This is a genomic window from Streptomyces sp. 8N616, assembly GCF_052246385.1.
Lineage (GTDB): Bacteria > Actinomycetota > Actinomycetes > Streptomycetales > Streptomycetaceae > Streptomyces.
The window spans coordinates 60,604-85,495 of sequence record NZ_JBQQBY010000038.1 but is presented as its reverse complement, the minus strand read 5'-3'; the positions used below and the strand labels follow the sequence as shown (position 1 = coordinate 85,495).

General features: G+C 73.3%; 20 protein-coding genes and 2 rRNA genes. 15 read left to right on the top strand and 7 right to left on the bottom strand.

Going from position 1 to position 24,892, the window contains the following annotated elements; genetic code table 11:
• The 4 genes from ACTWQC_RS28910 to ACTWQC_RS28895 all read left to right on the top strand — a co-directional run.
• Window positions 1-106, top strand: a 23S ribosomal RNA gene (locus ACTWQC_RS28910); the annotation flags it as partial.
• 137 nt (window positions 107-243) lie between these two features.
• Window positions 244-360: ribosomal RNA gene (gene rrf / locus ACTWQC_RS28905) — 5S ribosomal RNA — on the top strand.
• Window positions 361-598: 238 nt separating this feature from the next.
• Entirely contained in the window at window positions 599-1,534 is a 936-nt protein-coding gene (locus tag ACTWQC_RS28900) for a hypothetical protein (RefSeq protein ID WP_443318766.1), read from the top strand.
• Between the two features lie 23 nt (window positions 1,535-1,557).
• A complete protein-coding gene (locus tag ACTWQC_RS28895) occupies window positions 1,558-2,325 on the top strand; it encodes a hypothetical protein (protein ID WP_443318776.1) in 768 nt (255 codons plus the stop codon).
• A gap of 15 nt (window positions 2,326-2,340) precedes the next feature.
• Here the strand turns inward: ACTWQC_RS28895 and ACTWQC_RS28890 are convergent, their stop codons facing one another.
• On the bottom strand, window positions 2,341-3,675 hold the full coding sequence (locus ACTWQC_RS28890; protein ID WP_443318765.1) for a DUF1015 family protein: 1,335 nt from the start codon (window positions 3,673-3,675) through the stop codon (window positions 2,341-2,343).
• Between the two features lie 68 nt (window positions 3,676-3,743).
• On the opposite strand from ACTWQC_RS28890, the gene ACTWQC_RS28885 reads away from it, so the two are divergent.
• The 4 genes from ACTWQC_RS28885 (at window position 3,744) to ACTWQC_RS28870 (ending at window position 8,068) form a co-directional block, all read left to right on the top strand.
• Window positions 3,744-4,799, top strand: coding sequence for an HAD hydrolase-like protein (locus ACTWQC_RS28885; protein ID WP_443318764.1), 1,056 nt, complete (start codon window positions 3,744-3,746; stop codon window positions 4,797-4,799).
• 141 nt (window positions 4,800-4,940) lie between these two features.
• On the top strand, window positions 4,941-5,990 hold the full coding sequence (locus ACTWQC_RS28880; protein WP_443318763.1) for a FecCD family ABC transporter permease: 1,050 nt from the start codon (window positions 4,941-4,943) through the stop codon (window positions 5,988-5,990).
• 41 nt (window positions 5,991-6,031) lie between these two features.
• Window positions 6,032-7,075 (top strand): FecCD family ABC transporter permease, encoded by a 1,044-nt coding sequence (locus ACTWQC_RS28875; RefSeq protein WP_443318762.1) that lies wholly within the window; start codon window positions 6,032-6,034, stop codon window positions 7,073-7,075.
• A 72-nt stretch (window positions 7,076-7,147) separates the two neighbouring features.
• Window positions 7,148-8,068 carry an ABC transporter ATP-binding protein gene (locus ACTWQC_RS28870; RefSeq protein WP_443318761.1) on the top strand — a complete coding sequence of 307 codons (921 nt, stop codon included), beginning with the start codon at window positions 7,148-7,150 and terminating at the stop codon, window positions 8,066-8,068.
• Here ACTWQC_RS28870 and ACTWQC_RS28865 read toward each other — a convergent pair.
• Window positions 8,016-8,363 carry an SCP2 sterol-binding domain-containing protein gene (locus tag ACTWQC_RS28865; protein ID WP_443318760.1) on the bottom strand — a complete coding sequence of 116 codons (348 nt, stop codon included), beginning with the start codon at window positions 8,361-8,363 and terminating at the stop codon, window positions 8,016-8,018. The two genes, ACTWQC_RS28870 and ACTWQC_RS28865, sit on opposite strands and share 53 nt — an antisense overlap.
• 66 nt (window positions 8,364-8,429) lie before the next feature.
• Between ACTWQC_RS28865 and ACTWQC_RS28860 the strand changes: the two genes are divergently transcribed.
• From ACTWQC_RS28860 to ACTWQC_RS28850, 3 genes are read left to right on the top strand one after another with little or no spacing between them, the layout of a single operon-like run.
• Entirely contained in the window at window positions 8,430-8,813 is a 384-nt protein-coding gene (locus ACTWQC_RS28860; RefSeq protein WP_443318759.1) for a hypothetical protein, read from the top strand.
• A 7-nt stretch (window positions 8,814-8,820) separates the two neighbouring features.
• On the top strand, window positions 8,821-9,627 hold the full coding sequence (locus ACTWQC_RS28855) for a TlyA family RNA methyltransferase (protein WP_443318758.1): 807 nt from the start codon (window positions 8,821-8,823) through the stop codon (window positions 9,625-9,627).
• 2 nt (window positions 9,628-9,629) lie between these two features.
• Complete coding sequence (locus ACTWQC_RS28850) at window positions 9,630-10,529, top strand: NAD kinase (protein ID WP_443318757.1); 900 nt, start codon at window positions 9,630-9,632, stop codon at window positions 10,527-10,529.
• Here ACTWQC_RS28850 and ACTWQC_RS28845 read toward each other — a convergent pair.
• Both ACTWQC_RS28845 and ACTWQC_RS28840 read right to left on the bottom strand, forming a co-directional pair.
• Window positions 10,465-12,063, bottom strand: coding sequence for a S41 family peptidase (locus ACTWQC_RS28845; RefSeq protein WP_443318756.1), 1,599 nt, complete (start codon window positions 12,061-12,063; stop codon window positions 10,465-10,467). The genes ACTWQC_RS28850 and ACTWQC_RS28845 overlap by 65 nt on opposite strands.
• 74 nt (window positions 12,064-12,137) lie before the next feature.
• Window positions 12,138-13,487, bottom strand: coding sequence for an FtsX-like permease family protein (locus tag ACTWQC_RS28840; protein ID WP_443318755.1), 1,350 nt, complete (start codon window positions 13,485-13,487; stop codon window positions 12,138-12,140).
• A 227-nt stretch (window positions 13,488-13,714) separates the two neighbouring features.
• Between ACTWQC_RS28840 and recN the strand changes: the two genes are divergently transcribed.
• The 3 genes from recN (at window position 13,715) to ACTWQC_RS28825 (ending at window position 18,535) form a co-directional block, all read left to right on the top strand.
• Window positions 13,715-15,469 carry a DNA repair protein RecN gene (gene recN, locus ACTWQC_RS28835; protein WP_443318775.1) on the top strand — a complete coding sequence of 585 codons (1,755 nt, stop codon included), beginning with the start codon at window positions 13,715-13,717 and terminating at the stop codon, window positions 15,467-15,469.
• Window positions 15,470-16,266: 797 nt separating this feature from the next.
• Window positions 16,267-17,175, top strand: coding sequence for a hypothetical protein (locus ACTWQC_RS28830; RefSeq protein ID WP_443318754.1), 909 nt, complete (start codon window positions 16,267-16,269; stop codon window positions 17,173-17,175).
• A gap of 193 nt (window positions 17,176-17,368) precedes the next feature.
• Entirely contained in the window at window positions 17,369-18,535 is a 1,167-nt protein-coding gene (locus ACTWQC_RS28825; RefSeq protein WP_443318753.1) for a glycosyltransferase family 4 protein, read from the top strand.
• Between the two features lie 84 nt (window positions 18,536-18,619).
• Here ACTWQC_RS28825 and ACTWQC_RS28820 read toward each other — a convergent pair whose 3' ends face one another.
• A complete protein-coding gene (locus tag ACTWQC_RS28820; protein WP_443318752.1) occupies window positions 18,620-20,239 on the bottom strand; it encodes a PucR family transcriptional regulator in 1,620 nt (539 codons plus the stop codon).
• 194 nt (window positions 20,240-20,433) lie between these two features.
• Complete coding sequence (locus ACTWQC_RS28815) at window positions 20,434-21,561, bottom strand: LacI family DNA-binding transcriptional regulator (RefSeq protein ID WP_443318751.1); 1,128 nt, start codon at window positions 21,559-21,561, stop codon at window positions 20,434-20,436.
• A 185-nt stretch (window positions 21,562-21,746) separates the two neighbouring features.
• Between ACTWQC_RS28815 and ACTWQC_RS28810 the strand changes: the two genes are divergently transcribed.
• A complete protein-coding gene (locus tag ACTWQC_RS28810) occupies window positions 21,747-22,913 on the top strand; it encodes a glycoside hydrolase family 64 protein (RefSeq protein WP_443318774.1) in 1,167 nt (388 codons plus the stop codon).
• 74 nt (window positions 22,914-22,987) lie between these two features.
• Here the strand turns inward: ACTWQC_RS28810 and ACTWQC_RS28805 are convergent, their stop codons facing one another.
• Window positions 22,988-24,790, bottom strand: a complete 1,803-nt coding sequence (locus tag ACTWQC_RS28805; protein ID WP_443318773.1) for a glycoside hydrolase family 15 protein — start codon at window positions 24,788-24,790, stop codon at window positions 22,988-22,990.
• Window positions 24,791-24,892 lie beyond the last annotated feature (102 nt).

Below are 24,892 nucleotides of genomic sequence, written 5' to 3'. Positions count from 1 at the left end.
GTTGAGGGGTTAAGGCTCCCAGGAGACGACTGGGTTGATAGGCCAGATATGGAAGCCTGGTAACGGGTGGAGTTGACTGGTACTAATAGGCCGAGGGCTTGTCCTCAGATGCTCGCGTTCACTGTGTGGTTCCCGGACTGCGAACAGTCGCTCCGGTTGAATCGCAATATCTCAATTGAAGAGTGTGCTTGTTCGCTGCCCCTCGCCAAGAATTCCCCGTTTCTGCGGGATGGCGACTAGGGTTTCGGTGGTCATAGCGTTAGGGAAACGCCCGGTTACATTTCGAACCCGGAAGCTAAGCCTTTCAGCGCCGATGGTACTGCAGGGGGGACCCTGTGGGAGAGTAGGACGCCGCCGAACAATCTTTGGAGGACCCTTGGTCCCAGCGTGCATGCTGGGACCAAGGGTCCTTTTTGTTTTTTGCCGAGGCGCATCGGCCCGCCGGGTGCGCGAGAATGAATGCGGTAGCGCAAGACAGGAGTCACGTCGATGTCCACCAACTCGCCCGAGGATCGGCCCGAGCGCTCAGAGCGCCGGCCGAGGCGCCAAGACGGCGGTGACCGGCGGGACTTCCGCGGCTCGGAGCCGCGTCGGGACCGTGACCGTGACCGCGATGGAGGCCGCGACGGCGGGAGTTTCCGCGGACGCGATGAGCGGCCCCGTGGGCCGCGTCGCGACGACGACCGTGACCGTGGCGGGTTCCGTCGAGACCGGGATGAGCGTGAGCGCTCCGGGTTCCGGAGGGATCAGGAGGACCGCGGCCGTGGGGAGTTCCGGCGGGATCGGGACGATCGTGAGCGTGGCGGGTTCCGGCGGGATCGGGACGATCGTGAGCGTGGCGGGTTCCGCCGGGACCGGGATGACCGTGATCGTGGGGAGTTCCGGCGGGATCGGGATGAGCGTGAGCGCTCCGGGTTCCGGAGGGATCAGGAGGACCGCGGCCGTGGCGGGTTCCGGCGGGACCGGGATGAGCGTGAGCGCTCCGGGTTCCGGAGGGATCAGGAGGACCGCGGCCGTGGGGAGTTCCGGCGGGATCGGGATGACCGTGATCGTGGCGGGTTCCGGCGGGATCGGGATGATCGTGAGCGTGGTGGGTTCCGGCGTGACGATCAGGGGCGTGGGCCGCGGCGCGATGACAAGCGCGGCGGCGGCTTCCGCGGACGGGACGACAGACCCTCGTTCCGCCGGGACGACCGGGACCGCGACAGGCCCCGTGGGCCCCGTCGCGACGACGACCGCGATCGCGACCGCGAGCGGGGCCGGGACGAGCGGCCCCGTGGGCCGCGCCGTGATGACGAGCGCGGTGGGCGCGGTGGCTTCCGTGGGCGCGACGAGCGCGGGCCCCGCCGCCCGTACGGGCAGGGTGGCGGCCGCGGGCGCCCCGAGCGGGGTTCCGACCGGGGAGACAAGCGCTTCGGCCGTCGAGACGATCGCTCGGGCGGATACGCACGCCGTGACGACCGTCCCCGCGGCGAGCGGGACCGCGACCGTGACCGCGAGCCGATCAAGCGGCTTCCGATCCCCGAGGACGTGACGGGCAACGAGGTCGACAAGGCTGTGCGGCAGGAGCTGATGAGCCTGCCGAAGACGCTGGCCGATGACGTCGCCAGGAACCTGGTCATGGTCGCCAAGCTGCTCGACGACGAGCCGGAGCAGGCCTACGCGTACTCGCGCGTGGCGCTGCGGCTCGCCTCGCGCGTCGCCGCCGTGCGTGAGGCCGCCGGCTTCGCCTCGTACGCCACGGGGAAGTACGCGGAGGCGCTCGCCGAGTTCCGCGCCGCCCGCCGTATGACCGGGTCCGTCGAGCTGTGGCCGGTGATGGCCGACTGCGAGCGCGGCATGGGGCGGCCCGAGCGGGCGCTCGCCATGGCCGGTGAGCCCGAGGTGCAGAAGCTGGACCGCGCGGGTCAGGTGGAGATGCGGCTCGTCGTGGCCGGCGCCAGGCGCGACATGGGCCAGGCCGAGGCCGCCGTCGTGACGCTGCAGAGCTCCGAGTTGGCGTCGACGTCCGTCCAGCCGTGGACCGCGCGGCTGCGTTACGCGTACGCCGATGCGCTGCTCGCCGTGGGCCGGGAGGACGAGGCGCGGGAGTGGTTCGCCAAGGCTCTGGAAGCCGATCAGGGCGGGACCACGGACGCCTCGGACCGGCTCGCCGAGCTCGACGGCGTGGAGTTCACGGACGCGTTCGACCCGGAGGCGGCCGACGAGGGGGCCGAAGAGGCACCGGCGCAGCAGGGCGGAGCGGACCAGCCAGACCAGTCCGAACAGGGCGGTCAGCCCGACCGACCCGAACGGGGCGATCAGTCGCCACCCGACGAGGACTGAATTTCAGGTCTGTCTTCAGCCGAGTTCGAGGCTGCGCAGCACCAGGCCCGTGGCCGGTTTGGGGCCGAAGGATGTGGACTTGCGCGGCATCGTCACGCCCTGCTGGGCGAGTTCGCGGACGACCTCCTCGCGGACCGGGTGCATCAGGACCGCTGTTCCCCCGCGCCGCTCCGCCTGTTCGACGGCGGCGGCGACGTCGTGGATGTAGAGGATGTGGTCGGGGCTGTCCGGGACCTGCCACACATGCTCGAGCAACGTTGCGTGCAGGACGGTCGCGTCGAGAGTGCGCCAGGCCTCCGGCGGGCCCGCCGGGACCGTACGGGCGAGGAGGCCGGGGTCCGGGCGGTCGACCAGGCGGAAGCCGCCGTCGCCTGCCAGCAGATACGCGTTGCCTCCGGTCCTCGACGTCCCCGATGCCTCCGAGGCGGCAGCGAGGCTGTCGAGCGCCCGCGGGAGGGGACCGTCCACCTTCCGTACGCGGAAGGAACCTTCGAGGGCCGCGACGGCGTCGGCGACCGGCAGCCGGTGGAGCAGCCGGTGGATCGCGCGGACGCGCAGCGGGTAGCGGGCCGTGTCGACGAGGAGGACCAGGCCCGAGTCCCAGGGGCCGGTTCCGGCGTGTTCGGCGCGGAGCCGCAGATACGTGGCCCAGCGGTGGTGGCCGTCCGCGATGAGGGCCTGGTGACCGGAGAGGTCCGCGTCCGCCTCGGCGAGGTCGGCGGAGTCGGTCACGGCCCACAGCCGGTGGCTCACGCCGTCCTCCGTGGTCGTGGACAGCAGAGGTGACCGTTGAACGGCCCGCTCGATCACGGCGGTCGCTCCGTCGCCCGCGCCGCCGCTCGCCCCGCCGTCCGCCCCGTTCCCGTTCCCGTTCCCGCGGTATGTGAGCAGCAGCGGCTCGAGGTTGGCCGCCGTCTCGCGCATCAGGGCCGCGCGGTCCTCGACGATCTCCGGCATGACGTCCTCGTGGGGAAGGACGATGCCCTCCTCGGGAGGGCTGAGCCGCAGGGCGCCGATGAGCCCGCGCTGAAGCAGGTCACCGCTGCGCTGCTCGTAGACGTAGAGGGCCGGTTCCGGGTCCGCGGCGAGCACGCCCTCGGCCTGCCAGTGGCGCAGCGTCTCGGCGGCCTTCCTGTGACGGCTTGCGAAGCCCGCGGCCTGGGGCAGGATGAGCCGCACGATGTTGTGGGGGTCTGCGGTCTCGAGGTGGCGCAGGCCGTCCGGCCGGATCACGACGTCATACGGCGGAGAGGTCACGGCGGCGAGGCTGCCGACCCGCTCCGGGACGTAGCGCAGTCCGCGGAAGGGCGACAGGCGCAAGCCCTCGCGGGCAGGCCCAGGTGTGCTCATTAGTGCATGCTATGCGGCCTGCGACGATGCGGGATGATCGGGAGAGCAGCAAGTGAGGAGCGAGAAGAATGAGCCAACAGCCCCGGATCCGGACTTGTACGGATGCGAGTGAGCGGCCGCTGAGCGAGGCGTACGACACGGCGCTGCTCGATCTGGACGGCGTGGTCTATGCCGGGGGCGGCGCCATCGCGCACGCGGTCGAGTCGCTGGAGGCGGCGCGCGCCGGCGGGATGCACCTCGCGTACGTGACGAACAACGCGTCCCGTACGCCGCGGGCGGTCGCCGAGCATCTGACGAGCCTCGGGGTGCCCGCGGAGCCGGGTGATGTGATCACGTCCGCGCAGGCGGTGGCGCGGCTCATCGCGGAGCAAGTTCCTGCGGGGGCCAGGGTGTTGGTGATCGGCGGTGAGGGACTGAGGGTCGCGCTGCGGGAGCGCGGACTGGAGCCGGTGGAGTCTGCGGACGATGATCCGGCAGCCGTGGTCCAGGGCTACGGCGGTCCTGAGCTGCCGTGGGGGCGCTTCGCGGAGGCCTGTTACGCGGTGGCGCGGGGGCTGCCGTGGTTCGCTTCGAACCTGGACCTGACGATTCCGAGTGCGCGGGGGATCGCCCCGGGCAATGGCGCCGCGGTGGAGGTCGTACGGCTCGTGACCGGAGGCGAGCCGCAGGTGGCGGGCAAGCCGCTGCCGCCGATGCACCGCGAGACGATTCTGCGGACGGGTGCCGTCCGGCCGCTGGTCGTCGGGGACCGACTGGACACCGACATCGAGGGCGCGTATGTGGGCGGGGTCGATTCGCTGCTCGTCCTGACCGGGGTGACGGATGCGGCGCAGCTGCTGGCCGCGCCGCCGCGGCACCGGCCGACGTACGTGGCAGCCGATCTGCGCGGGCTGCTGGCCGGGCAGCCGGGCGTCGTGGAGGCGGAGAGGGGCGGTGGGGACGGTCGGGACGGTTTCGTGTGCCGCGGCTGGACCGCGTCCGTACGGGACGGGGAGGCGGCGCTCGACGGGGAGGGTGACCCGGTCGACGGGTTGCGGGCGCTGTGTGCCGCGGTGTGGACGGAGGCGGGCGAGGGTGCCGGGGGAGTGGACACCGGCAAGTCGCTGGCGCGGCTGGGTTATTGAGCTGCGGGGGTGAGGATCCGCTGCAGTTCCGCTGCAGTTCCGCTGAAGTTCCCCGTTGCGCTGAGGTGGCGGTGGCCTGTCAGCGAGCCACCCGGAGGGGCCGATCCCTACTGATTGGTGAGGGCAGGCTAACCTAACCTCGTGTTGGTTGACGGCCCTCCCGAACGCGAAGAGAGACAGCCCGTGGCCGCCCCCCGGCGCCGCCGCGCGGCGCGCGCCCTCGGGTTGCTCGCTGCCGCCGGAGTCCTGCTGCTGGTCGCGGCCGCGAGCATCGCCGTCGGGGCCAAGCAGATACCGCCCGACCAGGTGTGGCACGGGCTGTTCCACTACAGCGGCAGCGACACGGACGTCGTCATCAGGGACGTACGGCTGCCGCGCACCCTGCTCGGGCTGCTCGTCGGCACCGGCCTCGGCCTGGCGGGCGCGGTGATGCAGGCGCTCACCCGCAACCCGCTCGCCGACCCGGGGCTGCTCGGTGTGAACGCGGGCGCCTCCGCCGCCGTCGTCTCCGCCATCAGCTTTCTCGGCATCACATCCCTCACCGCCTACGTCTGGTTCGCCTTCCTCGGCGCCGCCGTCGTATCGACCGTGGTGTACGCGCTCGGTGGCAGCCGCAGCGCGACTCCGGTCCGCCTCGCGCTGGCGGGCCAGGCGATGACCGCCGCCCTCTTCGGCTACGTCTACGCCGTCCAGCTGCTGGACACGGCCGCGCTCGACAAGATGCGCTTCTGGACGGTCGGTTCGCTGGCCTCCGCGAACGTGTCGGTCGTCGGGCAGGTGCTGCCGTTCCTCGCCGTCGGGACGCTGCTCGCGCTCTCCCTCGCGCGCCCGCTGAACGCCATCGCCCTCGGCGACGACACCGCCCGCGCCCTCGGCGCACACCTCACCAGGACCCGGGTGCTCGCGATGGCCGCCCTCACCCTGCTGTGCGGCGGCGCGACGGCCGCCTGCGGGCCCATCGTCTTCGTGGGGCTGATGGTGCCGCACCTCGTACGCGCCCTGACCGGGCCCGATCTGCGGTGGATCCTGCCGTACGCGGCGGTGCTCTCGCCCGTACTGCTGCTGGGCGCGGACGTCGTCGGGCGGGTCGTCGCCCGGCCCGCAGAACTGCAGGTCGGCATCGTCACCACGCTGATCGGCGGCCCGGTCTTCATCTACCTCGTACGCCGCCGAAGGATGGCCCAGCTGTGAAGGCCCGGACCGTGAGGACACGAGCTACGGAGTCGCGGACGGTGAAGGCGCGGACGGTGAAGGCGCTGCGCACCCGTGGCGGGCTGTCCGTCCGCGTCGACGTCCGCGGGACGGCCGCAGGGCTTCTGCTCGCGGCCCTCGCCCTCGTCATGGGCGTGGTGCTCATCGGCACCGGCGACTTCCCGCTCGCGCCGGCCGACGTCCTCCGTACGCTCACCGGAAACGGCACCCCGGCACAGGACTTCATCGTCAACGAGCTGCGCCTGCCGCGCGTCCTCGTCGGCCTGCTCGTCGGCGTCGCGCTCGGGCTCGCCGGAGCCGTCTTCCAGAGCATCTCCCGCAATCCGCTGGGCAGTCCGGACGTCATCGGCTTCGGTTACGGCTCGGCCGCCGGGGCGCTCACCGTCATCGTGTTCCTCAAGGGCAGTACGTACGCGGTGGCGGCCGGTGCCGTCGGCGGCGGCCTGCTCACGGGGCTCGCGGTCTATCTGCTGGCCTGGCGGCGGGGCATCCACGGGTACCGGCTCGTGCTGGTCGGCATCGGGGCGGCAGCGATGCTCACCGCCGTCAACGGCTATCTGCTGACCGAGGCGGATTTGGTGGACGCCGCACGGGCCGTGGTCTGGATCACCGGATCGCTCAACGGACGCGACTGGGCGCAGGTCTGGCCGCTGGTGGGCGCGTGCGCCGTACTCGTACCGCTGGTGCTCGGGCAGGGGCGCGCGCTGCGCACCCTCGAGATGGGTGACGACTCGGCGTACGCGCTGGGGGTGCGGGTCGAGCGCACCCGGCTTCTGCTGACGCTGGCCGCCGTGCTGCTCACCGCGGCCGCGACCGCCGCGGCAGGGCCCATCGCCTTCGTGGCCCTGACCGCGCCGCAGCTCGCCAGGCGGCTCACCCGCTCGCCGGGGGCGAACCTGCTGCCCGCCGCCTGCATGGGCGGGGCCCTGCTGATCACCGCCGACTGGGCGTCGCAACGGGTCTTCGGGGCCGACCAGCTGCCGGTCGGCGTGCTGACGGGCGTCCTGGGCGGTGGCTACCTGCTGTGGCTGCTGGTGACCGAGCGCAGGGCGGGCCGGATATGAGGACATGCGAGGCCCGGTACGCCCGACAGAACAACCGCCACGGCCCGAAGAACAACCGCCAGGAGAGATCCCTTGACCTTGCCCCCCTCGAACCGCCTCGCGGCCGAATCCGTCACGCTCGCCTACGACCGGCGCACCGTCGCCGAGGACCTGTCCGTATCGATCCCGGACCACTCCTTCACGGTCATCGTCGGGCCGAACGCCTGCGGCAAGTCGACCCTGTTGCGCGCTCTGTCGCGCATGCTCAGGCCCATGGCGGGCTCCGTGCTGCTCGACGGGCAGGCGATCGGCTCGCTGCCTGCGAAGAAGGTCGCCCGCACGCTCGGGCTGCTGCCCCAGTCCTCGATCGCCCCGGACGGGATCACGGTCGCCGACCTCGTCGCGCGCGGCCGCTACCCGCACCAGGGACTGCTGCGGCAGTGGTCGGCGGAGGACGAGCGGATCGTCGATGAATCGATGGCGGCGACGGGCGTGGCGGAGCTCGCGGATCGCTATGTCGACGAGTTGTCCGGTGGGCAGCGCCAGCGGGTGTGGATCGCCATGGCCATCGCCCAGCAGACCCCGCTGCTGCTCCTCGACGAGCCGACCACGTACCTCGACATCCAGCACCAGATCGACGTGCTCGACCTCTGCGCCCAGCTGCACGAGGAGCAGAGCCGTACCCTCGTCGCGGTCCTCCACGACCTCAACCACGCGGCGCGCTATGCCACCCACCTGATCGCTATGCGCGGCGGGGAGGTCGTCGCCGAGGGAGCGCCGGGGGAGATCGTCACCGCTGAGCTGGTTCAGCAGGTCTTCGGGCTGCGCTGTCAGGTGATCGACGACCCGGAGACCGGGACCCCGCTCGTCGTGCCCGCCGCGCGCGGGCGCCGTACGGGTGGGGGCGGGGAGAGCCGGGGCGCGCGTACGGCCACCGGCACGGCTGGGGTTACGGCCGGGGTTACAGCAGCGAGCGCAGCCGCAGCAGGTCCAGGAGCCCGGCCTCGAGCTTGACCCGGCCGGTGCCCCACGCCTTCGCGAAGTTCAGCTGCCCCTCGACCATGGCCACCAGGTCGTCGCTGGCCATCGTCAGCCGGATCTGGGCACGCTCCGGTGGCGGCCCCGGCACGGTCGTCACGTCCTTGATCCGGCTCTGCGCGAGGCGGCCGACGAACGTGATGTCCAGGTCGGTAATGCGGCAGCTCAGCGAGCGGTCCAGCGCGGCAGCGCTGCGCAGGTCCCCGTCCGCCTTTGCGAGATTCTCCGAAAGCCGGTCGAGCGCCAGCCGGCACTCCTCGATCGTCTTCATCGTGCTCGACGGTACCCCAGAGCCTCGTTCCCCGAGGACGGCGCGGTTCGGGGTAGCGTCGGGGCCATGAACGAGTCGATGCCCGGTGTTGAGCAGGACCGGGAGCCGGAGCGGGTGGCGGGGGCCGGGCCCGAAGGCGGGCCCGGGGCCGACGTCGAGCAGGACGCATCCGTGGGCGCATCCGTGGACGTTGCCGGGGACGCCGCCCAGGAGACCGTGCCCGAGGCGGACGCCGGACCCGCGCCCCTCGGAGTCCCGCGTACGCCCACCGGGAACGCCGAGGTGGACGCCCAGCTCGACCGGCTGGCCGACGCCGACCACCTTCCCCCCGACGGCCACATCGAGGTGTACGAGGATGTGCACCGGGGCCTGCGCGACGCCCTCACCGCGCTCGACGCCCGCCCAGGACCGCCGCCCCCCGCACCCGGGCCGTACGACAACAGGAGCTGAACCGCACGTGGCACGACGCCGACTCGACGCGGAGCTGGTGCGCCGCAAGCTGGCCCGCTCGCGGGAGCACGCGAGCCAGCTCATCGCCGCGGGCCGGGTGACCGTCGGCGGCACCACCGCCACCAAGGCCGCCACCCAGGTGGAGACCAGCGCGGCGGTCGTCGTGACCAAGGACGACAGCGACCCGGAGTACGTCTCCCGCGGCGGCCACAAGCTCGCGGGCGCGCTCGCCGCCTTCACCCCGCTCGGGCTGAAGACCGAGGGCCGGCGCGCGCTCGACGCGGGCGCGTCGACGGGTGGCTTCACCGATGTGCTGCTGCGGGCGGGTGCGGACCACGTCGTCGCCGTGGACGTCGGCTACGGCCAGCTCGCCTGGTCTCTGCGGAACGATGAACGCGTGACCGTCAAGGACCGTACGAACGTACGTGAGTTGACGCTTGAACTGATCGACGGGAAGCCGGTGGACCTGATCGTGGGTGATCTTTCCTTCATCCCGCTCGGTCTCGTGCTGCCCGCGATGGTGTGCTGCGCCGCGCCGGACGCCGACTTCGTGCTGATGGTGAAACCGCAGTTCGAGGTGGGCAGGGACCGGCTCGGCAGCGGCGGCGTGGTGCGCAGCCCCGAGCTGCGCGCCGAGGCCGTACGGACCGTCGCCGGACAGGCGGCCGGTCTCGGCCTCGGAGTGCTCGGCGTCACCGCGAGTCCCTTGCCGGGTCCGTCCGGTAATGTCGAGTACTTCCTTTGGCTGCGCGCCGGGGCGCCCGCTCTCGACCCGGAGGCCGTTGACCGAGCAGTGGCGGAGGGGCCACGTTGACGATGACGACGACTGCACGGACCGTGTTCCTGCTCGCCCACACCGGTAGGCCGGCCGCCATCCGCAGCGCCGAGCTGGTGGTGCAGGGCCTGCTGCGCTGCGGAATCGGCGTACGGGTTCTGGCGGAGGAGGCGGCGGACCTGCCGCTGCCCGCCCAGGTCGACCAGGTCGTGCACTCGGAGGACGTGCTCGACGGCAGCGAGCTGCTGGTGGTGCTGGGCGGTGACGGGACGCTGCTGCGCGGCGCCGAGCTCGCGCGGAGCTCGGGCGTACCGATGCTCGGCGTCAACCTCGGCCGGGTCGGCTTCCTCGCCGAGGCCGAGCGCGACGACCTCGACAAGGTGGTCGACCGGGTCGTCACGCGCTCGTACGAGGTCGAGGAGCGCATGACCCTCGACGTGCTGGTGCGCAACAACGGCCAGATCGTGCACCGCGACTGGGCGCTCAACGAGGCCTCGGTGGAGAAGGCCGCGCGCGAGCGGCTGCTGGAGGTCGTGACGGAGGTCGACGGGCGGCCGGTCTCGCGCTTCGGCGGCGACGGCGTCGTCTGCGCCACGCCGACGGGCTCCACCGCGTACGCCTTCTCGGCCGGCGGGCCTGTCGTCTGGCCGGAGGTCGAGGCGCTGCTCATGGTCCCGATCAGCGCCCATGCGCTCTTTGCGAAGCCGCTGGTCACCGCGCCGGATTCGGTGCTTGCGGTGGAGGTGCAGCCGCAGACTCCGCACGGCGTGTTGTGGTGCGACGGGCGGCGCACGATCGAACTGCCCGCGGGCGCGCGCGTGGAGGTGCGGCGCGGTGCCGTACCGGTGCGGCTCGCGCGCCTGCACCACGCGTCGTTCACGGACCGGCTCGTCGCGAAGTTCGCGCTGCCGGTGGCGGGCTGGCGCGGGGCGCCGCACTAGGTGCCGTCCCGGCGGGGCCGCAGGGCACGCTCCAGTCCCGTCGTGTCCGCTCCTCGGTGAGGAGTGCGCGGGCACGGGTGAGGGCCGAGTCGCGGTGGGCGGCGAACTCCTCGTCGGTGAACACCGGCGTGCGGATGTCCGGCGGGATGCCCGCGCCGTCGAAGGTCGTGCCGTCCCCGCCATCCTCGCCGCCCCCGCCGCCCGCCGTCAGGAACTCCTCGTTGGGCAGGGAGAACGACCAGCCGTTCGGCAGCGTGCGCTCGAGGGTGTCGGAGAAGGCGCCCTGGGTGTTCTCGCCGATCCGGGTGGGCGCGGGGGTGCGGCCGATCAGGGCCTGGGCGAAGGTTTCGCCCGCGCTGATCGTGAGCCGTCCGGTCAGGACCGTCACCGGCCCGGTGAAGACCGGCCCACCGCCGTACGGGCGCACCCGTGTCGGCTGCCCCTCGGTGAACTTCCGCGGGTCGTCGGGGTCGTTGCGCGCGTGCTTGACGTACGCGGTGTACGCGCGCCCGGTCAGCCGGGAGGCGATCCGCAGGCCGAGCGGGTCGGCGCCGCCACCGTTGAAGCGCAGGTCGATGACGAGCCCCCGCAGAGCGCCCGCCCCCTCCATACGGTCCTTGGTGAAGACGGCGTCGAGCGCCCGGTCGAGTTCGGTGAGGTCGCTCGCGTAGTCGCCCTTTTCGGTGAAGTCCGAGAAGCGGGTGATCCGGAGGTAGCCGATGCGGCCGGGGAGATCGGCGTAGGCGAGCGCGCCCCGGCCCCAGCGGCGCTGGGTGACCCCGACGCTCTCGGCTGTCGCTTTGTCGATCCTCGCGACGCTCTCGGGCGTCGGGAGTTCCGTGTCCTGCCGGTGGCCCGCGTACACCTTGCCGGGGCCCGCGACCAGGTTGGTGTGGGCGTCGTGGAGCGGCTCGATCATGTTCCGCAGGATGGCGAACAGCTCGTCGTCGGTGGTCTTCGCGGTGACCCGGGGGCGGTAGCGGTCGCGGACCGCGTTCCAGTCGATGCCCCTGGCGCCGAAGAAGGGGTAATTCTCGGCATACGTGTGCCAGAAGACGTCGAAGACTGCGCGCGGGTCGCCGGACGGCTTGCGGTGGCAGGGCTTGGGGAGCGCGGGGATGCGGTGGAGGGTGCGCTCGCCGGCACTGTCCGCAAAACGGAGGCGGGCGGTGCGGCTGCCAGGACCCGGCGTCACGGTGAGCCGGGCGGAGTCCGCGGGGTCCGCGGGGGCGAAGTCCGCGCTCCCGTCGGCGTTCACCGGACCGGTCCTGGCGGCGGCCGGCCCGCCCGGGAGGCAACTGACGCGCGTCGTCTCGTACGTGCGCAGCGTGCGGCCCTCGATGGCGACGACGGTGCCGTAGCCGTCCGTACGCCAGAGGCCCTGGACCGAGGCGCGGTCGGGGCGGCCTGCCTTGCCCGTACCCGAGGAGGCCGGGCCGTCGCGGCAGGCGGCTGCGCCCGCTGCGATCGCGGTGGCGAGCGCCAGGGCGGCGGCGGAGGCACGGCGTCGGCTGTGCCGGGCAGGGGTGATCATGGCGTACCTCCGAAGGATTTCGGGTGAGTCGGGTGCGGGCAGCGCCGCGGACCGCGTGGCGGGACCGGGCCCGGTCAGGCCGCCTTGAGCCTGGTGATGGCCCGCCCGCGCAGGGCGGACTGCACCGGCAGGCCCGTCGCGAGCAGCGCCAGCAGCAGCGTGCCGCCCGCCACGCCCGCGGCCACGCTCCACGGCACGTACGGCATGGGGTCGCCGTACGCGGCCCGCAGGATCGGCGCGAGGGTGGCCAGGGCGATCGCGCCGCCGAGGAGCAGCGCGGTGAGGGCGACGACCGCGGCCTCCCACGCGGCCATCGCCCGCAGCCGGCCCGGCAGCATGCCGATCACCCGGAGCAGGGCCACCTCGCGGCGGCGCTCGAAGGAGACCATCGCGAGGGTGTTCGCGGCGCCGATCGCGGCGAACGACGCGTAGAGGCCCGTACCGACGTAGTCCAGCCAGACCTCGCCCGCGCTGCCCGCCGAGCCCGTACGGTGCTCGGCCGTCGTATGCAGCGCGATCTTGGTGGTGCCGAAAGAGACGACCAGGACGAGCGGGACGACGGCGGCCGAGAAACGCCGGGTCTGGGACCGTACGTTCAGCATGGCCAGCCGCGCGCTGCTGCCGAACAGCCGGACCGGACCCGAGGCCAGCCACGCCGCGGGCCCGACGATCCGCGGTCCCAGCAGCCCCACGCCCGCGCAGAACAGGAGCAGCACGAGAAACGCGGCCGCGCTCTCCTCGCCCGACGGCTCCCGCGCGAGCAGGGCGCACAGCACCGCACCGCCCGCGACGGCCAGCACGCCCAGCGGAGCCCGCAGCAGCCCCAGCCTGTGCCGCCCCGTCGCCGCCTCCCGGAGCGCCTTCGCCGGGCGCAGGAGAGAGAAGCGCAGGGACGCGATCTGCGCCGCGATCGCCGACGTCACGACCGCGACGCCGAGGGATACCGGCAGACCGGCCCAGCTCAGCCGGAAGGACACCCCGGCGGGTACCAGCCCGTGCTCCGCCATGCTGTCGAACCACATGCGCGCCACCACACACCCCAGGCCGAAGCCGGCTGCCGCCGAGGGCAGCGCGGCGGCCACCGCCTGGGCCACCACGGCCCGCCGGATCTGCCGCGGCCGCGCGCCGATCGCCCGCACCAACGCGAACTCACGGTGCTGCTGCGCCACGGCCGTGCCCATCGTCGAGACGACGACGAAGACGGTCAGGTAGACCGAGCCGATGAGCAGGACGGCGGCCATCGTGTCGACTGAGTTCTCGGTGATCACCCGGCGGGCTTCCGGTGACAGGCCCTTCGTGCCCGTCACGGACAGCATCGTCGTCGCGGCGCTCACGACGCTCGCGGAGAAAAGCGCCGCGACGGCCGTCCCGACGAATGCCGGCCGGTGCGCGCGCAGCGCCGCCATGGCCAGTCCTGTAGCCATTCCGTACAACCCCCGTAGCCCTGCCGGGCCTTCGCTGTTCATCGATACGGATCCAGCGTCGTCCGCGGGCGGGGCCCCGGCCATGGAGCGATCACCCGGGCCGGGGTGGGGCTGTCCCCAGGGAAGGGGCGGTGACGACCCGCGCCCGACCCCGTAAGAGGACCAGCGGGGGAGGGCGTCGCGCGGCACCCTCGGAACCTCGTAAGGTCGTGTCCGTGTTGGAGGAGATGCGGATACGGTCGCTCGGGGTCATCGACGATGCGGTCGTCGAGCTGTCACCCGGCTTCACCGCGGTGACCGGCGAGACCGGCGCGGGCAAGACGATGGTCGTCACCAGTCTCGGCCTGCTCCTCGGCGGGCGCGCCGACCCCGGCCTGGTGCGGATGGGCTCCAAGGCTGCGGTCGTGGAGGGGCGGATCACCGTCCCCGCGGACGCCGCGGCCGCGGTACGAGCGGAGGAGGCGGGCGCCGAACTCGATGACGGCGCGCTGCTCATCAGCCGTACGGTCTCTGCGGAGGGGCGGTCCAGGGCGCACCTGGGCGGGCGGTCCGTACCCGTCGGGCTCCTCGGCGAACTCGCCGACGACCTCGTCGCGGTGCACGGCCAGACCGACCAGCAGGGGCTGCTGAAGCCCGCGCGGCAGCGGCAGGCCCTCGACCGGTACGCGGGCGATGGCGTGGCCGCGCCGCTGGAGAAGTACGGGGCCGCGTACCGGCGGTTGCGAGCGGTCGCCGCCGAACTGGACGAGCTGACGACACGGGCGCGCGAGCGGGCCCAGGAGGCGGACCTGCTGCGGTTCGGACTCGACGAGATCGCCGCCGCCGAGCCCAGGCCCGGCGAGGACACCGAACTCGCCGCGGAGGCGGAGCGGCTGGGCCACGCCGAGGCGCTGGCCTCGGCCGCGACCACCGCACACCGGGCGCTCGCCGGGGACCCGGAGGACCCGGAGGGCGTGGACGCGGCCACGCTGGTGGCGGGCTCGCACCGCGCCCTGGAGGCGGTACGGTCCCACGACCCGGCGCTGGCCGCGCTGGCCGACCGGCTCGGCGAGATCGGCATCCTGCTCTCCGATGTGGCGGGGGAGCTGGCGGGCTACGCCGACGACCTCGACGCCGATCCACTGCGGCTGGCGGCCGTTGAGGAGCGGCGCGCGGCGCTGGCGCATCTGACGCGCAAGTACGGCGAGGACATCGCGGGCGTCCTCGCCTGGTCCGAGCAGAGCGCCGCCCGGCTGGCCGACCTTGACGGCGACGACGACAGGATCGGCGAACTCACGGCCGAGCGGGACGCGCTGCGGGCCGAACTCTCCGGCCTCGCCCAGGCGTTGACGGATGCGCGGAGGGAGGCGGCGAAGCGATTCGCCGACGCGGTCACGGCGGAACTCGCGGAACTCGCCATGCCCCACGCGCGCGTGAGCATCGACATCCGCCAGACCGAGACCGATGAGGCGAGCGGGATCGAGGTCGATGGGCGGGCCGTCGCCTTCGGCATGACGGGCGTGGACGAGGTCGAGCTGCTGCTCGCCCCGCACCCGGGGGCGCAGCCGCGGCCGATCGCCAAGGGGGCGTCGGGCGGCGAGCTGTCGCGGGTGATGCTGGCCGTGGAGGTCGTCTTCGCCGGGTCGGAGCCGGTGCCGACGTATCTGTTCGACGAGGTGGACGCGGGCGTGGGCGGCAAGGCGGCGGTCGAGGTCGGCCGGCGGCTGGCGCGGCTCGCGAAGTCCGCGCAGGTCGTGGTCGTCACGCACCTGCCGCAGGTCGCGGCTTTCGCGGACCGGCACCTGGTGGTCGAGAAGACGAACGACGGGTCGGTGACGCGGAGTGGTGTGAAGGCGATGGAGGGCGAGGACCGGGTGCGGGAGCTGTCGCGCATGCTGGCGGGCCAGGAGGACTCCCAATTGGCGCGCGCGCACGCGGAGGAACTGCTGGAGGCGGCGCGCGCCGCAACGGGTCGCCTCGCCGGCGGGGCCGCTCCGCGGTAGCGGGCCCGCCGGGGGCGGGTGGCTGCCGCTGGTGTGGTGGGTTGCCACCGGTGGTGCGGTGGGTGGTTCCGGGGCCGGGGCCTCCGGGGTGGGGGGTTCTGGAACGTATATTTACGGGCCTGGCGGCCCACAAATATACGGCAGCTTCCAGAACCCCCCACCCCTCCGACCCCGTCCCCTCCGGCCGGTGACCAACCGACGGCCGCATGGCCCGCCACGTACCGAGACCTTGTCCCGGGCGGCGACCTGAGGGGTCGGCAGCGGCGTGCAGACCCCGTCCCCGGGAGGGCGAGTGCGGGCCGCATGGCCCGGTTTGCTACCGAGATCTTGCGGCGGCGGCGGACGTGTGGCGACGTGAGGGGTGGGGACGGGTGGTCCGGCCGGGGCGTAAGCCGGGCCCTGTTCGCGAGGCGCATGGCCCGGCTTGGTACCGCCCCCCGGTGGCCAACCGGGGGGCACATGGCCCGGTTTGGTGCCGGGATGTTGAGGCGGGTGGCAGACGCGTGGCGGCGTGAGGGGGTGGGGCGGGGTGGTTCCGGCAGGGGCGTAAAGCGTGATGTGTGGGCCGGCCTGACGACGGGCCGCACCTGGCATACGACCGAGCCGGCCCGTAAATCATGCAGCCCCAGAGGAACCACCCCGTCCCGCCCCCGACCCCAGCCCCTGGCAGGCGCCCCTGCACGGCGCGGCGGAATCGACCCCCACCCACCGCCGCGGTACCGAAGAACCCCGGCCGGAGGCCGGTGGTCAGGGCGCGTAGGGTGACCGGCGGGTCACCAGCGAGGGGAGCGGGGAGCATGGCGATGGCGGCGGAGCCGTTCGGCAGAGTGCGAGGGCGGGCCGCGGCCCTGCTCGCCGCGGCGGGGGCGGCCCGCGCGGCCTATGCCGGGATGCGCCGCAAAGCCCCCGGCGGACCTGCCATGTGGGAGCGGCGCAACCACGCCGGCCGCCCCGTCGACCTCTACGCAGGCCCCGCCGTAACCCTCGGCACCGCGATCGCCGCCGTCAGCGCCCCCACCCTCCCCGTACGAGCCCGCGCCGCCGGAGCCGTCGCCGTACTCGCGGCCGGAGCCTGCGGCGCGTACGACGACATGGCGGGCCGCGGCGACTGCCGCCGCGGCTTCCGGGCCCACCTCAAGGCGCTGCGCGAGGGCGAGGTCACCTCCGGGGCCGTCAAGCTCTTCGGGATCGGCGCCGCCGGACTCGCCGCCGGAGCGCTGCTCAAGGAGCGCAGCGCGGACCGGCTCCTCGCCGGAGTCGTCATCGCAGGAAGCGCCCACCTCGCCAACCTCCTCGACGTACGCCCCGGCCGGGCCGCCAAGGCCGTACTCGCCGCCGCGGCGCCCGGGCTCCTGCGGAGCGGCGCCGCCGGGGTGCTGGCCGCCGGGCCCGTCGGGGCGTCCGCCGCCGTCCTCTGCGACGACCTCGGCGAGCGCACCATGCTCGGTGACGCGGGTGCGCACGCGCTGGGCGCCGGACTCGGCCTGGCGGTCGCGGCGGGCAACGGCCGTACGGGGCTTGTGCTGCACGCCGCCGCGGTGGTCGCGGCCGCGGCCGTGGGAGACGCGGTCGGCAACGGCTCGGCCTGGCGGGAGCTCGCCGTGCTCCGCGCGTGGGACGCGCTGGGCCGCCGCCCGGAACCCGCGACCGTCTTCTCGCGCGGCGCCACACCCGTACGCCCCACTGGCGCGTCGCCCGGTCGCTGAACGCCGTCCCCCGGACGGGTGACCGGGCCGCAGCGCCCGCGGCTTCAGGAACCGGGAACCGCCGAAGATCCCCGCCCGGTCCGGCGCGCGTGCTGGCATGCTGGGATTACGCGCAAGCGGCCCCCAATCACTCCCTCATCCCCTCATCCCCTCACCCCCTCGCGTCCGACGCCGACTCAGGAGCTCCACCCGCGTGAGCAGCACACCGGTCCCGCCGCTCGGGCAGTCGACGTTGCACGCCGTACAGGTGCTGGGGCGCGGGAGTTCGGGCAGTGGCGCGCACGTGCGCTCACTGGCGGCCGGGCTCGTCGCGCGGGGCGTACGGGTGACGGTGTGCGCCCCGCAAGCCGCCGAGCGCGCCTACGACTTCACGGGTGCAGGGGCCCGCTTCGTGTCCGCCGAGGCGCGTGCGGACCCGGCGGCACTCACGGCACTGCGGGCCGTCTGTGCGGACGCCGACCTGGTGCACGCGCACGGGCTGCGGGCCGCCGTCCGGGCGTCACTGGCGCTCGGCGGGCGGCATGGCACGCCGTTGGTCGTCACCTGGCACACCAGCATCCACGCGGAGGGCGCGCGTGCCCAGCTCGTGCGCCTGACGGAGCGCCGGGCGGCGCGGGCCGCGACAGTCGTACTGGGCGCGTGCTCGGAGTTGGTGGAGCGCGCCAGGAAACGGGGAGCGCGCGACGCCCGCCTCGCGGCGGTCGCGGTGCCCGAGGCCGAGCCGTCGTCGTCCTCCGGCACGGCGCCGGCCTGGTGCGACGACGGCGAGCGGCGGTGCACCAAGGCGCGCGCGGAACTCGGCGCGGTGGGCAGGCCGTTGCTGCTCGCCGTCGGGCGGCTCGAACCGTGGCAGGGGCACGGCCCGCTGCTCGACGCCACGCGCGCGTGGCGGGGCCTCGAGCCGCAGCCGCTGCTCGCCGTCGCGGGCGAAGGGAATGAACGGGCCGAGCTGCAGCGCCGTATCGACGGCGAGGATCTGCCGGTACGGCTGCTGGGCCGGCGCGAGGACGTCACCGAGCTGCTGGCCGCGGCCGACGTCGCCGTACTGCCGAGCCGCTGGGAGGCGCGGGCGCTCTTCGCACAGGAGGCGCTGCGGGCAGGCGTGCCCCTGGTGGCGACGGCGGTCGGCGGCGTGCCGGAACTGGTGGGCGAGGCGGCCGAACTCGTGCCGTACGGGGACGCCGCCGCGCTGGCGAACGCGGTCACGCGGCTCCTCGACGCCCCGGAACGGCGCGCGGAACTCGCGGCGGCGGGGCGGGCGCAGGCGGCCACGTGGCCGACGGAGGACGAGACGGTGGCGCAGGTCCTGAGCATCTACGACGAACTCGAGGACCGCCGCCGGTCCGCTCCGCGGAGGTGAGCGAGGGCGGTCTGCCGTGCGCCGCGGCGCCTCGGCCGGCCCGTTCTGCGTTCGGCTGCCTTCAGCCGAGCGACCGCTCGGCGGTCAGGGAGTGTGCCGGCGGGCCTGCAGCGCCAGATTGAGGGTGAGGACCGCCTGAGGGTCGTCCAGGTCGGTGGCCAGGAGCTGGGAGATACGGGCCAGGCGGTCGTAGAGGGTCTGGCGGTTGAGGTGGAGTTCGCGGGCCGTTTCCGCTTTGCGGCCTGCGTGGGCGAGGTAGGCCTCAAGGGTGGGGAGCAGCGGCGGGCGGGCCGTGCGGTCGTGAACGAGCAGCGGCCCGATCGCGCGATCCACGAAAGCCGCGAGATCGGGGTGGTCGCGCAGCCGCCACAGCAGCAGGTCGATATCGAGCCGGCGGGCGTCGTACCAGGGCCGGGGCGGCAGGCCCTGTGCCGCGGTCGCCGCCTCCGCCGCATGCCGCAGGCCGGGGCCAGCGCCCGCCCAGTCGCCGGCCACGCCGACGACGACCGCGGGCGGCAGCACCCCGGCGCGTTCGAGCCCGGCCCGTTCGACGCCTGCCCGCAGGGCGGCGGCGACCCGGTCGGCCGCGGCCGACCGTTCGGACTCCGAGCGGAGGCCGAGCAGCAGCGGAACCCGGCCTTCCACCGGCCGTACGCCCATCAGCACAGGCAACCCGACCGTCGTCAGCTCCTCTTGGACGGCTCGGACCAGCACGGCCCAGTCGCCCGGCGGGATCAGCTCGGCGGGCAACCGCATGACGACCGGCAGCAGCAGCCCGTCGGCCGGCCGGAAGCCCAGAACGCGCGCCTGGGCGGGAGCATCCTCGGCCGTCGTCCGGCCTTCGGCGAGGTCGGTGAGAAAGTCGCCGCGGCCGCGGGCCGCCAGCTCCTCCTCCTGCCGCGCCTGCATCAGAACGACCGCCAGCAGCCCGGCCGTACGTTCTGCCGCTATGCGGTGGACCGGCTCGAGCGGTCCGTCCACGGGGAGGATCACCAGGCGGGCCCGCACCGCGCCGGGGCCCGGGCCGCCGCCCGGGATGTCCACGGTCACGCCACCGGCCGGGAGCTCTGGGGCCCGACCGGAGCGCTGCCTGCGCAGGCCGTCCCAGACCTGCACAGGATCGGCCGCCGCGGCCTGCCCCGCGGCGTACAGCAGCTGCCCGTCCGGGGTCTCAAGGAACACCGGATTGCCCGCGAAGTCGGCGAGCAGCCGCAGCACGTCCGGCGCACCGCCGCCGCGCAGCAGCAGCTCGGTGCACCGCCGGTGGACCTCCTCCGCGCTGCGGAGCATCGCGTAGTGGCCGTTGACGATCTCGGTATGGATCTCCTCGGTGACGGTCACGAAGGGGACTTGGCGGTGCAGCTGTACGAGTGGCAGGCCGCTGGAGCGGGCGGCGTCGAGGAGCGCGGCCGGCAGCTCGGTGAACCGGCCGCCCAGTTCGACGACGAGCGCCGCGATACCGCGCTCGGCGAGCGTGCGGACGAAGGTGCGCTGGTCGGCGGGGCGGGTGCCGAGCCCGAGGCCGGTAGTGAGGAGGAGCTCGCCGCCCTTGAGGAGGGAGGCGATATCGGGCACCTCGCCCGCGTGGACCCAGCGGACCGGGCGGTCCAGGTGGTCCTCCGAGGCGACGACTTCGGGGAGCCCGCGGCGGAGGGCGGGCAGCTCGAGTGCCCGCCGCACGGTGATCCCGGCCTGCGCTTCCATGCCGCGGACGCTACCCCGGGCGACTCGGCCACGCCCAATCCGGGCCCACCGGCCCACCGGGGCGGTTCCCGCGGTGACCGCCGCCCCTGGCTACGCCGGGCGGGTCCGCGCCGCGGGGGGTGCTCGCCGTTGCCGGCTGCGGGTTGGGTGTGCCCACCCGTTCCGCCCCAGCGGAACGAATGCCCACACCCTTGTCACGTCGAGGCCCGCACCACCAGGCGCGCCGGTGTCACGACCGGCGCGAGCGGGCAGGCTGCCCCGGCGTCCGGCGCGAGCGGGGTGGCGGCCTCCGCGCCCAGCGCGAGCGGGTCGGCTGCCCCGGCGCCCGTCGCGAGCGCGGCGGACGCTTCGGTGTCCTGCGTGACGCCCAGGCGGCGGAGGAGCAGCGAGGCCATCAGCCGCCCCATCTCCTCGACGTCCTGGTGGACCGTCGTCAGCGGCGGCTCCGCCCACGCCGCCGGTTCCATGTCGTCGTACCCGACGACGGCCACGTCCCTCGGCACGTGCCGCCCGGCCGCCCGCAGCGCGCGCAGCGCCCCCGTGGCCATGAGGTCCGATGCCGCGAACACCGCGTCCAGGCCGGGGGAGCGGCCCAGGAGTTCGATCATGGCGCGCTCGCCGCCCTCGGCCGTGAAGTCGCCGTGGGCCACGAGCGCGGGGTCGGGCTCGGCGATGCCGAGGGCGTCGCGGTAGCCGTCGAGGCGGTCGACGGCCGAGGTCTGGTCGAGCGGGCCCGTGATGACGGCGATGCGCTCCCGGCCGCGTTCGAGGAGGTGCTCGACGGCCTGCCTCGCGCCGCCGCGGTTGTCGGTGTCGACGTACAGCAGCTCCGGGTCGAGGTCGGCGTCCGCCCAGCCGGGGCGGCCGCCGAAGACGGTCGGCAGCCCTGAGGACGCGGCCATCGACGGCAGCGGGTCGTCGCGGTGCAGGGAGAACATCAGGGCGCCGTCGACATGGCCGCCCGAGAGGTAGCGGCCGATCCGCGGGTAGTCCCGGGGGTGTTCGACGAGCAGCAGCAGGAGCTGGGTGTCGCAGGCGGACAGCTCGCGGCTGATGCCGCGCAGCTGCTGCGCGAAGAACGGGTCGGAGAAGACCCGCTGCTCCGGCTCGGCGATGACGACGGCGACCGCGCCCGTACGCCGGGTGACCAGGCTGCGCGCCGCGCTGTTCGGTACGTAGCCGAGGTCGGTCACGGCCCGCTGGACTTTTTCCCGCACCGACGCACGGACGCCCGCACTGCCGTTGACCACGCGCGACACGGTCGCGCGGGAGACCCCGGCGTGCGCGGCGACGGCTTCCAGCGTGGGGCGTGGATCGGGCACGGCCAACTCCTTTTCTCCGGCGGAGGCTTGACGCTACCGCCTGAAATAGGCAATGTGCTGGGTCATGGGCTTGAGAGCGCTCTCTATCATGCTCTCACCCTCCCCTCCTCATATCTCCTCACACCCCCCACCCAGAAGAGGAGCGATTGCACATGCGCATGCGCAAGCACCGCCCGTCCACCCCCATGATCACCCGCCGGAGGGCCCTCGGGCTGGCGGCGGGAGCAGCCGCCGGAATCGGCACGGGCCTGGCGTTCGGATCCGCCAGGGCATCGGAGGACTCCCCACGCGCCGCGGCGGGCCTGCCGCTCACCATCTCCAACAAGACCGGGGAATACGCCAATGCGTCGATATGGGTCTACATCGTCGGCAATGACGGCAAGCAGCAGGTCCGGGTCACGCCCGAGGGCGAGCTGAAGCCGGTCTCGCTGTCCGACAACGGCTCCGACGGCTTCACCGACTACGCGATCCCGCTCTCCGGCAGCGGTGACACCACGCTCACGCTGCCGTTCATGTCCGGCCGGATCTACACCGCGCTCGGCGACAAGCTGAAGTTCAAGGCCGTCGAGGACGGCAACGGCGCCGCCGCCCTGGCCTACCCCGCGGGCTGGGTCGAGTCGGACCCCAACTACGCGGTGCTGCACGACTGCGCCGAGTTCACCTACAAAGACACCGGCATGTTCTGCAACACGACCATGGTCGACATGTTCAGCGTCCCGATGGCCATCCACCTCACCGGGGCCAAGGACCAGACGACCGGCACCCTGCGCGACGGCGCCCGCGCCAAGATCTTCTCCGACATCGCCGCCCAGGACGGCTTCGGCAAGCTCGTCATCGACGACCGGCGCATCATCGCCCCGGGCCACGGCATGGACGCCGGGCTCTTCGCGAAGGACTACCTCGCGCCCTACATCGACGAGGTGTGGAGCGCGTACGAGTCCAAGGACCTCGTCGTCACCACCAACGCCGGCAAGTTCACCGGCCGGGTCAGCGGCGGGAAGCTGTCCTTCACCGGACCCGGCACGGTGTCCTTCGACAAGCCCTCCACCCGCGACGTGCTGTTCTGCGACGGAACCCTCGCCGCACCGAACGACCAGATCACCGGCCCGGTCGCCGCGATCCTCGGCGCGGGCTTCAACCGCACCACGCTGCACGACCAGGCCGCCCAGCCGTCCACCGACCCCGCCACGTTCTACGGGACGGAGCTCACCCACCACTACGCGAAGGTGATGCACGAGGCGTCGGAGGACGGCAAGGCGTACGGCTTCGCCTTCGACGACGTCGCGAGCTTCGCCTCGTACATCGAGGACGGCGCCCCGCAGCGCATCACGCTCACGCTGACCCCGTTCTGAGCTCCCGCTGACGCCGTTTTTGAGAGCACGGCGGCCGGGCGCCCGGGAGCGCCCGGCCGCCGCCTCGAGGCCGGTCAGCCCCCGTACGCGCCCGAAGCCGTCAGCCGCAGTGCGGTGTCGATCAGCGGCACGTGGCTGAACGCCTGCGGGAAGTTCCCGACCTGGCGCTGCAGCCGCGGGTCCCACTCCTCCGCGAGCAGCCCCAGGTCGTTCCGCAGCGACAGCAGCTTCTCGAAGAGCTTCCGCGCCTCGTCGACCCGGCCGATCATCGCCAGGTCGTCGGCCAGCCAGAACGAGCAGGCGAGGAAGGCGCCCTCGTCGCCCTCCAGGCCGTCCACGCCCTTCTCCTGCCCCTGCGTCGGGTAGCGCAGCAGGAAGCCGTCCTCGGTGCCCAGCTCCCGCTGGATCGCCTCGATCGTGCCGATGACGCGCTTGTCGTCCGGCGGCAGGAAGCCCATCTGCGGGATCAGCAGCAGCGAGGCGTCCAGCTCCTTCGAGCCGTAGTACTGCGTGAAGGTGTTGCGCTCCTTGTCGTAACCCTTCTCGCACACCGTGCGGTGGATCTCGTCGCGCAGCTCCCGCCACCGCTCCAGCGGCCCGTCCGCTTCGCCGGACTCGATCAGTTTGACCGTCCGGTCCACCGCGACCCACGCCATGACCTTCGAGTGCACGAAGTGCCGGCGCGGCCCGCGGACCTCCCAGATGCCCTCGTCCGGCTCGTTCCAGTGGTTCTCGAGGTAGCTGATGAGCTTCAGCTGGAGCAGGGCCGCGTAGTCGTTGCGCGCCAGGCCCGTCATGTGGGCCAGGTGCAGGGCCTCGGTGACCTCTCCGTAGACGTCGAGCTGCAACTGCCCCGCGGCGCCGTTGCCGACCCGGACCGGCTGGGAGCCCTCGTATCCCGGCAGCCAGTGCAGGTCGGTCTCGCCCAGTTCCCTCTCGCCCGCGATCCCGTACATGATCTGCAGGTTCTCCGGGTCGCCCGCGACCGCGCGGAGCAGCCACTCGCGCCAGGCCCGCGCCTCCTCGCGGTAGCCGGTGCGCAGCAGCGACGACAGCGTGATCGCCGCGTCCCGCAGCCAGGTGAAGCGGTAGTCCCAGTTCCGGGAGCCGCCGATGTCCTCGGGCAGCGAAGTCGTGGGCGCCGCCACGATCCCGCCGGTCGGGCCGTACGTCAGCGCCTTCAGCGTGATCAGCGAGCGCACCACCGCATCCCGGTACGGGCCGTGGTAGGTGCACTGCTCGACCCACTCCCGCCAGAACTCCTCGGTCGCCTCCAGCGACGCCTCGGGCTCAGGCAGCGGCGGCGGCTCCTTGTGCGAGGGCTGCCAGCTGATGGTGAACTCGATCCGCTCACCCGGGGAGATCGTGAAGTCCGAGTACGTGGTCAGGTTCTCGCCGTGCGTCTCCACGGGGGTGTCCAGCCAGACCGAGTCGGGGCCGGCGACCGCGACGGTCCGCCCGTCGATCTTGTGCACCCACGGCACGACCCAGCCGTACGAGAAGCGCATCCGCAGTGCCGACCGCATGGGTACGCGCCCGCTGACGCCCTCCACGATCCGGATCAGCTGGGGTGCGCCGTCGCGCGGCGGCATGAAGTCGATCACCCGCACGGTGCCGCGCGGGGTGTCCCACTCGGACTCCAGCACCAGCGAGTCGCCCCGATAGCGGCGGCGGTCCGCCGTCGGGGGCTCGGTGCCCTCCTTGTGGGCCGGGCCGAGCCGCCAGAAGCCGTGCTCGTCCGTGCCGAGGAGACCCGCGAAGATCGAATGCGAGTCGAAGCGGGGGAGGCAGAGCCAGTCGGCTGTGCCGTCCCTGCAGACGAGGGCGGCTGTCTGCATATCTCCGATGAGAGCGTAATCCTCGATACGCCCGGCCACGTGCATCTCCAGTCGAACGGCCTGGTCGCCCATGTGGGCGTCTTGCGGTCAAGGGAACATTGACGAGCTCTTGTTCCGGAGGGAGGGCGGGGGTGGTGCCGA